This window comes from Nonomuraea sp. 3N208 (genome assembly GCF_052245935.1).
GTDB lineage: Bacteria > Actinomycetota > Actinomycetes > Streptosporangiales > Streptosporangiaceae > Nonomuraea.
Genome location: NZ_JBQQBR010000007.1, coordinates 1 through 13612 on the forward strand (window position 1 = coordinate 1; position 13612 = coordinate 13612).

The following is a 13612-nucleotide window of genomic DNA, read 5'->3' on the forward strand; positions in this document are numbered from 1 at the left end:
CCGTCCTTACGCCAGGCGGTGTAGTAGTACATGACCGCGCTGCGAGGTGGCAGGTCATGGGGCAGCAAGCTCCACTGGCAGCCGGTCCGGCTCTGATACAGGATCGCGTTAACGATCTCCCGCATCTGGTATTTGCCCTGGTGGCCGCTGACCGAGGGGTGGGCGGCCTTCCACGCCGTGATCACCGGCTCGATCAGGGCCCACCGCTCATCGGATAAGTCGCTCGCGTACGGCTTGCGTTCACTCACCCGGCCATCTCAGCACACCCACGCCCACCAGTCAGGCATAACGCTACAGATTCACTCGATCACACTACGACATCAGGGGCATAGACCCGCGGACCGCCCTCTGAGGCAATGCCATTCCCAAAATTTGCACCACTCATAGTCTGGATCATCTGCGGGCTTGTGGCCCGTAGGGTCGGTATGCGTGAGCGGGTTTGCCTGACCGTATCCGTAGCGGTTCATGCGGGTTGACGGGTTCGGCTCGAGATTCCAGCTGTCGCGTGAGGTTAAGGTGCTGGTGCCGGGCTGGTACCAGCGGGCGTGCATGTTGACGTTGCCGGTGTCGGGGTCGGTGTATTCGCTCTGGTAGCCCAGGGTGGGTTTGGTGCCGGTCTGGGCAGAGACCTCACCGAAGGGGTTGTAGGTGGTGGTGCTGGACAGGGTGGTGCCGGAGAAAGTACCGATCAGGTCTTGATGGAGATCGGTCAGGGCGCCGAGGGCAGGGTTGCCGGCTTCCTTGACGCTGACCAGGTCGCCGTACGGGTCGCGGCCGTAGGAGGCTTGTGTGGCGCCGGTCTGGTCGGTGATGGCGACGATGTCGTTGTCGAGTCCGGCGTAGAGGAACCGCTGCTGGCTGCTACCCGTTTTTTGGCGGGTGAGCATGCGGTCGAAGACGTCGTAGGTGTAGGCGGTGTCGCCGTCGTTGACGAGGCGGTCGAAGGCGTCGAAGGTGACGTGCCGGGTGTTGCCCTCTTTGGTCTGGGAGGTCAGAGTGCCACGGGGGCTGTAGGTGTAGGTGCTGCCATCCCCCGCGGTGAGCCGGTTGCGTTCGTCGTAGGTGTAGGTCTTGGTGCCGGCACGGGTGCGGTTGCCGGCGGCGTCCCATTCATACGCGGTGGTGGTGCTGTCGGGGCCGGTCCAGGACGTGAGCCTGCCGGCGTGGTCGTAGCCGTAGGTGTTGCTTCCGGCGCCGGCGAGCCCTTCGGTGATTTTCGAGGTGAGGTTGTTGTCCTTGTCCCAGCCGTAGGTGATTTTGGCGAGCTGGCCGCCGCTGCTGTTCTTCAGGGTGTGGCTGGTCGGCCGGTTCAGGGCATCGTAGGTGTAGCTCTGGGTGTTGGCGGGGGTGGCCGAGGTGATGGTGGTGAGCCGGTCGGCCTTGTCGTAGTCGTAGGTGTTGACGCGGCCGCTGACCGGGTCGGTGACGCTCTTGAGCCGGTTGCCGGTGTCCCAGGTGTAGCTGGTGGTGCCGGTCGCATCAACGCGCTGCGTGGGGTTGCCGAGCGCGTCGTAGGCGAAGGCGCTGGTGGTTCCGGAAGGGGCGGAGACCTTCGTCAGCAGGTTGCGGTCGTTGAATTCCAGGCTGTGATCTCCGACCGTGATGGGACGGTCGGCCAGGTCGTAGGCGTAGGTCTTGTCGGTGGCGACGATGCCCGCTCCGGAACCGCTGACCTGAGTGAGCCGGTTGAGGGCGTCGTACTGGCGGTCCAGGCGTACCCCACCGGGTTGGATGAGCGCGGTCTCGTTGCCTGCGGCGTCGTAGACGTGCGTCCAGGTACGGTCAGCCAACGCAGGATGAGCGGCGGTGGCGGGCTCAGTCAGGGTCTCGATCAAGCCGAGGCTGTTGTAGCTGGTCCAGGTCGCGTTGCCGCGGCCGTCGGTGACGCGGGTGCGGGCGCCGGTGGCGTCGTAGCCGAAGCTGGTCGTGATCGACTCGGTGGCGGAAACGGGCTCGACCAGCTCGGTCAGCAGGTTGGTCGCATCGTAGGCGCGGCGAGTGAGGTGTCCCTCGCCCGAGGTGTGTCGGATGGCGTTGCCCGCAGGATCGTAGCCGTAGCTCTCGGTCTTGACCGTGGCGCCTGTACTGTCGAGACGGTTCACGACCGTTGCGCGGCCGGCCAGGTCATATTCGGCGGTTGCCGCATTGCTGAGGGCGTTGGTCGCCTTGTGCAGCCGGCCCAATAGGTCGTAGGCGAACGTGGAGGTGTTGTTGTTCGGATCGGTCTCCGCCGTGACCTGTCCGGCGGCGTTCACGGTGTAGCCGGTGGTCTTGTTACCGGGCTGGACCTGTTTGGTGAGGTAGCCGGCGTCGTTGTACTCGAGGGTGGTGGTGTAGGCCGCGCTGCTGGGGCGTCGTTCGATCACGGTGGTGGTGATCTGCCGTCCCAGGTCGTCGTAGGTGGCCTCGCTGCGGGCGCCGGTCGGGTCGATCGCCGCCAGCTTCTCGCCTGCCAGGTCGTACTCCGACACCCACTGCCCGGCGGGCTGCCCCTGTGCGGCGGGCGGATCGGTCACCCGGACCGGGTTACCGAGCGCGTCGTACTCGGTCGTGGTGACCTGCCCGCGTGGGTCGGTCGTCTTGATCAGACGTCCCGCGGCGTCGTAGGCGTAGCCCATCTTGGGGGTGACCGCGGGGCCGCCGGGTGGCGTGTAGGGCATGGCGGTCAGCGACGTACGCCGGCCCATCCGGTCGAAACCGGCGGTGGCCAGGTGCCCCTCCGGATCGACGACATGGGTTTGCCAGCCCGCGGTGTTGTAGCCGATCTTGCTTGTGGGGCGCCCCTGCTCGGCGGTCCCGGCCTTGTCGATCTGCACGCCGGGGGCCTTGATCTCGATCAGGCGGCCGAGGGCATCGTAGCGGTGGGTGGTGGTGTAGCCGTCGGCGCTGGCCCCGTCGGCGTTGCCGCGTGGGTCGGTTGTGGCGGTGATCAGGCCGCGGTCGTCGACCGTCCAGGTGGTGGTGAGATCTTGGTCGCCGTTTTCCACCGTCTGCCGGGTCCTGATGCCGGCGGCGTTGTAGGCGTAGGTGATGATCTCTTGGCGCGTCGTGCCCGCTCCGGTTCGCGTCTCCTTCGTCGCCAGATCGTCGGCGTCGTATTCAAAGGCGGTCTTGCGCTTGAGCTTGTTCGGGTCGAGCGTGGCCGAGGTGAGGCGGCCAGCGGCGTCGTAGACGTACGCGGTGGTGGTGATACCTGCGCCAGAGATGGGGTCGGCCCCGATCACCTGCTGGGTGAGGTTGCCCGCCGCGTCGTAGGTGTCGGCTTCCAGCACCACGTCCTTGGCGGTGGTGGAGCTATTCAGCTTGACATCGTCGCCGATCACCTGCGACAGAAGGTCGTCGCCGTAGTAGGTGTAGGAGGTCTTGCGGCCCATCGCGTCCACCCGCGCGGCCAGGCGCCCACCGGGGTCATAGGAGAACGACTCGAGCGTGATCTCCTTGGCGGGTTGCGGGTTGACCGGGCTGCCGGTCCAGTTCTTCACCGTGCGCGAGGCCAGCTCGCCGCGCTTGGTGTAGGTGTAGCCGAACACCGAGCCGAGCTCGTCGGTGATGGTCGCTTGCAGGCCGAGCTTGTCCCAGCTGGTGCGGACCACACCACCCTCCGCGTCGGTGCTGGTCTCCTGGTGGCCGTAGGTGTCGTAGGTGTAGGTCCTGGTCTGCTCGGGATCGCCGCCGGTCAGGTCAGTGACGGTCTCGGTGAGCGTGTTGCCGTCCGGGTCGTAGGTGTAGCTGGTCTTCGCCGTGTGCGTGACACCGGTGATCTCGTTCTTCACGCCCGGTGCCGTTTGAGTGGCCAGTCGACCGAGGTTGTCGTAGGTGAAGGTGGTCTTCACGCCGCCAGGCTCGGCGTCGGAGATCTGCGTTTGCGCCGTTACGCGGCCTAACGCGTCGTGTTCGAACGTGGTGACCAGACCGGTGGGGTCGGTCTGCTCCGCGAGATCGCCCGCGGCGCTGTAGCCGAAGGTCGTGCTGTTGTTCTTGGCGTCGGTGCGGGTCTTGACCAGTCCGGCCGGGGTGGTGCCGCCGCCTACGGCGGGTTCGCTGCCGTCGGTGTAGGCGACGGTGGCAGAGCGGCCGTTGGGGAAATCAAGCGTGGCCGGGATGGTCTGCTTGGTCTGCTCGCCGTAGGTGTCGTACTCGAAGGTGGTCGCGTAGGTGTTGTCGGTGGCGCTGCCCGACCGGGCATCGCGGACTTTGAGCAGACGGTCATTGCGCGGGTCGAACAGATTGGTGGCGTTCAGGGAGTACTCGCTGCGGACGATCTGGCAACTGCTGGTCGTTCGGCAGGTCCTGCGCTCAAGCACGTTGCCGCGGGCGTCGTTATAGCCGGTGACGGTGTTGAGGTTCGCATCCGCGATGGTCTGCAGGAAACCGCCGGTGTCGTAGCTGTAGGTCGTCTTCTTGCCCAGCTGGTCGGTGACGGAGGTAAGTCGGTAGCCGCGCCAGACGTCGTGCACGTACTGCTGGGTGCCGTCCTGCGGGTCGGTCACAGTGACCGTGCTCATGCCGGTGATGCGGTCGTGGGCGGGTTCGCCGATCTTCCAGGTGCCGCCGTGCTGGTCGGTGTGAGCCGTGAGGCGGTCGCTGGCCGCGTCATAGACGTTGGCGGCCCAGATACGCCCGGAGGGGAGAACGACCTGGGTGAGCTTGTTCGGTGCAGCGGCGCGGGCAGCAAAGTGGGTGGCGGCCTCGGTGGCGGACAGCGGGCGATCGTAGACGGCGACCTCGTCGATGCTTGCGGCCAGCCCGCCAACCCACGCGTAATGCCAGTCCTCGGGGTCGTCAATCGTCGCGGTGAGCGTCCCTGCGGCCTGGCCGTCCAAGTACAGCGTTTGCGTATCGCCTGCGACGGTCAGCACGACATGGTGCCAGGCACCGTCGTTGACCGCGGCCCCGGAGGTGATGGGCGTAGTGGTGGGCAGGTAGGACGCCGACAGCTTGCCGTCGGCTGCAACTTGCAGCATCGAGTGTTTGGTCGCGTACCACTTGTATTGCAGCTGCAGGATCGGGCCCGTGCCGGTCGTCTTGAACCAGGTCTCGAACGACGTCCACTTTTCCACCCGCGGGAGCATGTAGTTCGGCAGGGAGAGGGAGTCGTCGGCGTCCAGTTCGATGGCGGTGTCCGGCGTTCCGGCCAGCGCACCAGGTGTACCGATCGTGCCGCCGCCGTAATGGATGCTCTGGTTGTTCCAGCCGAGGTCTTTCGCCTCGGTCCCGGTGCTCTCGCCCAGCCGCCAATACCCCAGGGGATCGGAGTCCAGCACGGTGGTTCGATACAGCGATCCGGAGGCGTGGCCGTATTGCGTGCAGCCCTCGGCGGGATTGCACACCTTCTCCAAGACGTCACCGTTGTAGGAGTAGGTCCACGTCAGCGCCTTGCCGTCGACAGGCGTCGTGGATACCGACGTGACGTGGGCACCGGTCCAGGAAAACTGGAGCGACCGGCCCCCCAGCGCGGTGACCTGGGCCAACTTGCCGTCCTGCCCGTACACGAGCGTCTGCGCACGCCCGCGCCCATCGACGATCTTCGTCAGTCGCCCGCTCTCGTCGAACACGTACGACGTCGACGATTTGTCCATCAATGCCCAACCGGTGCACGTCGTCCCCGCTGGACAGGTCGGCGACTTCGACGCCTCAGCGAGCGTCGCGTGCAGGCCGGGTGGAGGCTGATAGCTGCCGTCATCCTTCTTCGCGAAACGCACCTGGCGCCCGTCCGGATAGGTGACCAGCAGCGACTCCCGGCCCCTGATCTGCTCCGCGACGATCCGCATGTCCCACCGGGTCGACCAGCCGGCGCCGAAGATGCCGTTGCGTCGCGGATCCATGCTGTTGTACGAGCGCACCACCGACAGCGGCGGCCCGGCCGTGCTCACCTGGGCGTCGGTGAACCGGGTGGTGTAGTTACCGGCCAGCTGATGAAACTCTTGGCCGCTCCCGCCAGACGTCGACAATTGCGAGGTGATCGTCGGCTGGCGCACACCGATAACGAACGTCCGTATCGGCGAGTACGCGCTCTGGCCGCCGATGGTGGAGGCATCCCTGACCACGAGCCGCCACCAGTACTGGCGCCCCCAGGCCAGCACGCCATCCGGCACGGTTATGCTGCCCGAAGAGGTCCGACAGCAGTCGTTGTAGGTGCGGCAGCCGTACATCGACGCGGTGTCGCACACCTCGAAGTCGAAGCTGATCGTGCCGCCCGCCCATGTGGTGGCCGTAGCGCTGAACGTCGGCCTGGTCGTCATCAACTGCAGGCCGTTGTCCGGAGACATCGAGGTGATCGTCGGCGCCGGCGGCTTCGGACACGGACCGACCAACATCCACCCGGCTTCGAGTTCGTGCGGCGGGTACGTGTTGAGGCTGGAAGGAATGTTCTGGGTGGCCATCCAGATCCGCCCGCCCGAATAGACATACGTCCCGTACGCGACGTAAACGCCGTACCTCCATGGCTGATACGAACCACACGGCGGCTCTGCCGCCAACTGCGCCATGAACGCCGAAGCACCGCTCACGGGCTTTTCGGCCGTCCTGGCCTCCCGCGTGACACCTTCACGCTCTTCCCGCGGCAACGCGTTCTTGGGTGCCTCGACGTCTTTCTCCGGCGTGTCCGCCTCGGCAGAAGTCCGCGTCGCCTCGCTCGCGGTGAGCGTCGGTAGGTCTTTCGTGGAACCGAACGCCTGCTTCGGCGTCCCCGGAGAGCCTTGGAAAGCGACGGCCGCTGCCGGTGCAACCGCATCGGCAACCGCCGGTAACGGTTGCAAACCGAGCAGCCCCGGCACCAGACTCATGAGAGTCGCCGCCACCACGGCAGACGTCCGCCCAGAACGAGCCCACGCCAAATACCGGCGCATATGCCGTCACACTCCGAACCACAACGAAAGACACCGACAGGGGCACCAACGTCGCTCTCTACCGCAGGGCCACAGGCGCTCTCCCGCGCGGCTCGGAGCCAATCAACATCCGACGATCAACGTAAAGAAATCCGACCTATACGGCAAGGCGCGCGATTATCACAAATCGGAAATATCCGGTAAGCGACACTCCGTTACTAGCCACAGCGAGCCAAGCTCGCGCGATGGCGAAGTGTCTCGGGTGACTAGGCGGATCGCTTCCGGGTCCTCCGGAGCGCGAGGGCACCCCTCTGCCGACGCAAGCCAGCGGTGGTCATACTTGCGACCGGTCGCGAAAATGACCTGTATGGAGACCATTCCGATCACCGAGGCCAAGGCTCGCATCGCCGAACTCGCTGACCGTGTCGCCCGCGAGCATGACCACTTCACCATTACCCGCAACGGCCGCGCCGAGGTCATGCTGATCTCCGTGGCCGAATATCGGTCGATGCAGGAGACCCTTGAGATCCTCAGCGACAACGAGACCTTGGCCGACCTGCGCGCTTCCCGCGAGGACTTCGCCTCGGGAGATACCTTCACCGACGAAGTCCGTGCCGAGCTGGAGCGCCGCCGGGGTCAGGCCGAGTGAGCACCTCACCGCCCGAGCCCGCCGAGCCGTACACCGTGCTCTTCTCCCGCTGAAGTTGAGCGCAGGGTGGCCTGGCTTCGAAGTCCCGTCCGTTCACCGTGACCTTGGTCGAGCCGAGCCTGTGGGTGGCCAGGAAGCGGCCGTCCGGGCTCAGCCGTACCTCGTCCATGGGCTGGTCCGCGGTGAGGAGCGCCCTGAGTGTGACGACCGTGTCCTCACTGAGGTAGCGCACAAGCTGCGCAGGGTCGCGGACACCATGGCAGGCCGGATCACGGACTTGCCGGTGGGCGGCTGGATGGCGAGACCGTCCTCGCCCCCTGACCCTGCTACACCTGGACGCTGAAGATCACGGCGGCGCGCACCTACTCCTCAGTCCACGCCTCTCCTGCAATCGGCAGCATTTCCTCGGCCCACGCGAGTGCATCGTCAGCGACCTGCTCGGTGGTTACCTCCGCGATGCGCCTTGCGCCTGCCCTTGGTCGCCTGCTCATGATCGACCTCCACTTTGACCTGCCCACTGTTGCGCCCTGCCTGCTCCGCAGTCGACACGTCGTGTTGGTCCTGGTTGGACCTGCCCTTTCCGGCCCTGTCCGAAGTGATGCCTCCTTCTTCCTGGGTCTTCTGGCCGACTTCCTGGGTCTTCTGGCCGGCCACGCTGGGCGGACCATCGCGACGGGTCACGCCACCGGTCCCACCCACCGCCACACCGAGGGGTGCATCGCCGACGGCGATCGTTCTGATGACTGTATTCGCGGCCGCGTCGATCACGGAGATGCTGTCCGATCCTCCGTTGGCTGCGTAGACACGGGTGCCATTCCTTGAGATCGCCACCCCCACAGGACTCAGGCCCACCGGGATGGTGGCGATGACGGCGTTGGCGTCGGTGCGGATCACCGACACGGTGCTCAACAACGAGTCGGTCACGTAGGCCAGGGTGCCGCCCGGGTTGATCACCACTCGCTGAGGCTCAATATCAATGCCCAGCGGGATGGTGGCGATGAGGGCGTTGTCGGTGGTGCGGATCACCGACACGGTCCCGGACCCGCGATTCACCACGTAGAGACGGGTGCCATCGGGAGTGACGTCCACCCCGGCAGGAGTGAGGCCGACCAGGATGGGGGTGACGGTATTGGTGGCGGTGTCGATCATCGACACCTCGGTGGAGAATTGCCCCGCGTTGGCCACGTAGGCACGTGTGCCATTCGGACTGAAGGTCACGGCGACGGGGAAGTCGCCGACCGGGATGGTGGCGATGACGGTATTGGTGACGGCGTTGATCACCGACACTCTGTCCGACGACGAATTGGTCACATAGACGCGGTCGCCGCGGGGAGAGACCGCCACTCCGAAGGGGAGTGATTCAACTTGAATGGTGGCGATGACCGCGTTGGCACCTGTGTCGATCACTGACACGGTATTCGAGTCTCCGTTGGTCACGTAGGCACGGGTGCCGTCGGGGGCGACGGCGACCCCCTGAGGGTTGTTTCCCACGGCGATGGTGGCGACAACGGTGTCGGTAGCGGTATTGATCACGGACACGGTGTTCGAGAGCGAATTGGTCACATAGGCGAACTCCCGAGGCTCCGCGAGAGCCGGCACAGGGGCGGCGACCGCCATCAGCGCCATCAACCCGACCGCTATGACCATCCCTGCCCCCGATGCTCGGATACGGGACCACCATCCCCGAGCATCACGTCGACCCGGCAGCACCGAAGGACGACGTCCAGCCACGCCCAGCCGAAGCCACAGCATTGGAACCTCCATATCGACGATCACATGGTTCGGTTCTACATATGCATGACATTTCGCCGAGAGGTGCGGCACGCAGGCTTGCCTCATCGGGGCGATGAATTGGCACGTTTCTGGATTGAGGCCGGATCGGATCGTTCTGCCGCCGTTCGGGATCAACGTTCCCAAAGGCAGCTTAGACCCTTTGTCAGAGATATCCTTTTTGAGATATTTGCTCAGCAAACCGCCCCAATCTCATGAACGCCTAAACCATCTTCGGGGCACCACACAATGCATTTGGTAAATCTCTTTCTGAGAATCTTTACTTGGATCATCAAAGAGTGTCTAATCAAGTTATCAATGAACGGTATTGATCGAAGTAATTGACCGACTTCAGATCATTCAAAGATCTGGGCTTCGATCGGCCGAGAATCGCATGAGCGTCACGGCGACGGTGCCGGCATACAAGAACGGCGAGCACGCCGCACGGTCCCGCTCAGGCTGCATAGATGGTCAGCGGCTCACATATGCCTGCCATGCACTTCTCATCCCGTCGCTCCGAATCCTGCCATGCCCAGCTGAAAGGAGGCCTCTCATAGCTCATCTTTCATAGAAGCCCCACGCGTCCGAGAGAAGGATCAGTCAAAGGATCAATCAAATGGCACCAGTCATCACGTCAATCAGCGTCGCACCGCAGAACACCAACCAGGGAAGCTTCGGCCAGACTCTTACCGTCAACGGCACTGGTCTCGGCACCACGGTGACCGCCACCATCAGGATTGGAGCAAAGAGCGTCACTCCCACCACGAACACCGGCACAGTAGCCACGTGCACGCTTCCCTCCGGGTGCGGGCCCGCCGGTGTCAGCGTCGTCGTCAGCGGCACCGGCGGCGGCACGAGCAGCTCGCTGCCGCTGTTCTACATCGGGTCCCCGTTCGTCGCCGATGTCGCGCCGTTCGAAGGATCGGCCACCGCGCCCTCCGCTGTCACGTTCACCGGCACTGGCCTGCTGACAACGAACCAGGTGCAGTTCGCGGGCGTGACAGCGACTCTCACGCCTCCTACTGGCGACACCCAGGTCACGGCGACCCCCGTGGCGATAGCCGAACTCACGGCCGCGCCATGGTTCCAGCTCAGGAGCGCCTCGGTGCGTACAGCAGGCGGCACGTTCACCGTCGCCAACGCCGTGGCACTCTACGACACTCCCGTGATCACAGATCTCGAACCGGACACCGGCCCGGCAGGCACCGAGGTCCTCATCACGGGCACCGGATTCGCCGGCTCGACCATCAGCGTCACTTTTGGCGGCGTTGATGCCGACTTCACCTCCATGTCCGACACGCAAATTCTGGCCACCGCCCCAACAGGTCCCATCGCCGGCGCTCAGGACGTCATCGTCAGCACACCTGGCGGGGACAGCGCCGCCGCTACCTTCACCTACGTCTGAGCTTCGGCGAGGACACGCAACCGTCGGGGCGACGCGATCAGGCGCTGCCCCGACGTCCATCAACGCTCATCCGGACGCTCCCGAGAGGACGTGACGACCATGGCCCCCGTCGTCAACAGCGTGACCCCCAATCAGGGCTCCTCCGCGGGTGGCACGAGCGTGACCATCACCGGCAGCGGGTTCGCCGGGGCCTCCGCTGCGAGATTCGGCGGGACACGGGCCGCCGGCTTCGTCCTGGTCTCCAGCACCACGATCACCGCCATCTCCCCACCAGGCACAGGCACGGTCAATGTGACGGTGACCGGCTCTTCTGGCACCAGCACTCAAACGGTCCCGTTCACCTACGTGAACGCACCGGCCCCGATCATCACCACTCTGGCGCCGAACACGGGTCCGGAAGCGGGCGGAACCGTAGTCACGATCACGGGCAGCGGATTCACCGGCACCACCCAGGTGCGCTTCGGAGGGCAGGCGTCCAGCTTCACCGTGGTCTCCAGCAACCAGCTCACTGCCACAGCCCCGGCCACCGGGTCGGCCCCCGTCCTCGTCACGGTCACCACCCCTGCAGGCACCAGCAATCCGGCGCCGTTCTGCTATTTCGCCGCAACCGCGCCTGTCGTCACCGGCATAGCGCCCAGTCAAGGCCCTGTCGCCGGAGGCAACATCGCCACGATCACCGGGTCCGGATTCACCGGCGCCACCCAGGTACAGTTCGGAACACTGGCGTCCAGCTTCACCGTGATCTCCGACAGCCAGGTGGACGCCACGGCACCCGGCGGTTCCGGCACTGTCCCGATCATCGTGGTCACGCCAGGCGGCTCGAGTGCGGGCGATGTTTACTACAGCTATGTCGCCGCCCCGACGATCGTGAGCCTGAACCCGAGCGAGGGACCGTCCTTTGGTGGCAACTCCGTCACCATCGTGGGGACCGACTTCACCCACGTCACAGGTGTGCTCTTCGGCGTCTCCCCCGCTCCGTTCTCCATCGTCTCCGACACCCAGATCGTGGCCACTCCACCCGAAGGGTCTGGGACGGTCATGGTCACGGTTGTGTCAGCCGGCGGCACGAGCTCTCCTGGCGCTCCTTACACCTACCTGTGATGAGCGCTCTTCGAGACCGCACAGTCGTCTGCTCTGTCTCTCTGGACAGACCCGGTTGCCTGCCGGACGGATCCTGCCGGAGGTGGAATGTCCTCGCTACCGACCCGACCGGCCGTACTCGAAAGGCTGCCAGTCATCACACCTGGACGCTGAAGATGATGGCGGCGCGCAAGGCTAGGACGCCGGCCAGCACCAGCAGGGGCACGGCCAAGGAATGACGCAGGGCCGCTACGCCGTCTGCCGACAACCGCTCGGTGAAGAGGCCGTAGAGGCCTGGGGCCAGGCCTGCGAGGACGACCAGCCACAACACGAGCCAGGGCAGGCCGAACACGATCCCCTGAGTGCCCGCCGCGAACAACGTCACCGCGAACACCACGATCAGCGCCAGCTCCAGCAGCGCATACAGCCGCTCGGAGACCGACAACATCCCGGCGCTCGGGCGCGCCTCCGGGCGGAAGCGGGCCAGCAGCACCATCAGCGCGGCCGAGCCGGCCAGGCCGGAGGCGAGGAAGAGCCCGCCGAGGGCCCAGGTGTCGCTCCACACCGGCTGGTTCGACACCGACAGCAGTACGCCCGTGTAGCCCGCGATGAACAGGCCGAACAACGACCCGAAGATGTTGAACGGGCGGTTGTCGAGCCACGTCACGAGGGGAAGACGGAGCTTTCCGTCCCGTACGAGTGACGCGGCGAAGGAGACCGTGGTGATCGCGCCGAACACGACCAGCGCCCAGGAGCCGATCGACATCGGCGACCAGTACTTGAAGTTGAGTCCGGGGTGACCTGGGGTGGTGTTCCACATCATGTGCCAGAAGCGCCACGGCTGGCCGAGGTCCAGGGCGAGCAGGAGCGGCGCGATGAGCATCGGCGGGAAGGCGATGTAGTAGCCGATCCTGGCCATGGGCTCGTCGCCGGGGGCGCCGCGCAGCCTGAGCAGGGTGGCGAGGACGTACGAGCCGCCGGACAGGCCCGCGAGGAAGAAGTACGCCAGGATGTACCACAGCCAGTCGGGTGGGCCGGCGAAGTGCTGAACGTCATCCATCGCTCTCCCCCTCGGCCTCCGTCACTTTCTCCTTGCGGCGGCGCAGCGCGATCAGGCCGCCGAGCACGCCCAGGACCGCGGTGGCCGCGGCGGTCAGGTAGCCGCCGACGTTGTTGCGGCTGGGCAGCACCGCGTTGCGCTCGTCCGGCAGGCCGTACTTCTCGGGTCTGTCCACGAGGAGGAAGAACGCGTTCAGGCCGCCGTACACCTTCTCGTCGTGGCCGTACAGGCGGGCCTCCGTGACGCCCTGGGCGTGCAGGATCTCCAGGCGCTTGGCGGCCGTCTCGCGCAGCTCCGAGACCGGGCCGAACTTGATCGACTCAGTGGGGCAGGCCTTGGCGCAAGCCGGGGTCATGTCGTTCTGGAGGCGGTCGTAGCAGAGCGTGCACTTCTGCGCGATGCCGTTCACGTCGCTGGCGCCGATCACGTCGTACGGGCAGGCCGCGATGCAGTTGCGGCAGCCGTTGCAGACGTCGGGCTGAATGAAGACGCTGTCGAACTCGGTGCGGATGATCGCGTTGGTCGGGCAGACCTCCATGCAACTGGCCTGCTGGCAGTGCTTGCAGACGTCCGACATCATCAGCCAGGCCTTGCCGTTGCCCGGGGTGACGCTCTCGTCGGGTACGTTGTCGTGGAACTGCACGTGCCGCCAGTTCTCGGCGTCCAGCTTGCCGGTGTTGTCGAAGCCGTCCAGGAACGACGGTTCGTTGCCCTCCAGCTCGTTCCACTGTTTGCAGGCCACTTCGCAGGCCTTGCAGCCGATGCACACGCTGGTGTCGGTGAAGAACCCGTACGCCTGGCCCGGTGTGATGTGCGGCATC

The 13612-nt window shown here is 65.4% G+C and carries 9 protein-coding genes; 4 read left to right on the plus strand and 5 right to left on the minus strand.

The annotated features are described in order from the left end of the window. Positions 1–248, minus strand: a 248-nt coding sequence (locus ACTWPT_RS11850) for a transposase (RefSeq protein ID WP_443177356.1), incomplete at its 3' end; no start/stop codon positions are given. A gap of 72 nt (positions 249–320) precedes the next feature. Next, complete coding sequence (locus ACTWPT_RS11855) at positions 321–6095, minus strand: LamG-like jellyroll fold domain-containing protein (protein WP_443177357.1); 5775 nt, start codon at positions 6093–6095, stop codon at positions 321–323. A 40-nt stretch (positions 6096–6135) separates the two neighbouring features. Between ACTWPT_RS11855 and ACTWPT_RS11860 the strand changes: the two genes are divergently transcribed. Further along, positions 6136–6405 (plus strand): hypothetical protein, encoded by a 270-nt coding sequence (locus ACTWPT_RS11860; RefSeq protein ID WP_443177358.1) that lies wholly within the window; start codon positions 6136–6138, stop codon positions 6403–6405. A 789-nt stretch (positions 6406–7194) separates the two neighbouring features. Beyond that, positions 7195–7476, plus strand: coding sequence for a type II toxin-antitoxin system Phd/YefM family antitoxin (locus ACTWPT_RS11865; RefSeq protein ID WP_443177359.1), 282 nt, complete (start codon positions 7195–7197; stop codon positions 7474–7476). A 426-nt stretch (positions 7477–7902) separates the two neighbouring features. Here ACTWPT_RS11865 and ACTWPT_RS11870 read toward each other — a convergent pair whose 3' ends face one another. Next, the gene (locus ACTWPT_RS11870) at positions 7903–9123 is read right to left on the minus strand and encodes a YVTN family beta-propeller repeat protein (RefSeq protein ID WP_443177360.1); all 1221 of its coding nucleotides are present in this window, start codon (positions 9121–9123) and stop codon (positions 7903–7905) included. Positions 9124–9862: 739 nt separating this feature from the next. Here ACTWPT_RS11870 and ACTWPT_RS11875 point away from each other — a divergent pair. Both ACTWPT_RS11875 and ACTWPT_RS11880 read left to right on the plus strand, forming a co-directional pair. Further along, entirely contained in the window at positions 9863–10651 is a 789-nt protein-coding gene (locus tag ACTWPT_RS11875; protein WP_443177361.1) for an IPT/TIG domain-containing protein, read from the plus strand. 99 nt (positions 10652–10750) lie between these two features. After that, complete coding sequence (locus ACTWPT_RS11880; protein WP_443177678.1) at positions 10751–11752, plus strand: IPT/TIG domain-containing protein; 1002 nt, start codon at positions 10751–10753, stop codon at positions 11750–11752. A gap of 136 nt (positions 11753–11888) precedes the next feature. On the opposite strand, the gene nrfD is transcribed toward ACTWPT_RS11880, so the two are convergent. Both nrfD and ACTWPT_RS11890 read right to left on the minus strand, forming a co-directional pair. Beyond that, positions 11889–12791, minus strand: a complete 903-nt coding sequence (gene nrfD / locus ACTWPT_RS11885; protein WP_443177362.1) for an NrfD/PsrC family molybdoenzyme membrane anchor subunit — start codon at positions 12789–12791, stop codon at positions 11889–11891. Beyond that, positions 12784–13611: a 4Fe-4S dicluster domain-containing protein gene (locus tag ACTWPT_RS11890; RefSeq protein WP_443177363.1), complete on the minus strand. Its 828-nt coding sequence runs from the start codon at positions 13609–13611 to the stop codon at positions 12784–12786. The genes nrfD and ACTWPT_RS11890 overlap by 8 nt, the downstream gene beginning before the upstream one ends. Position 13612: the final 1 nt, after the last annotated feature.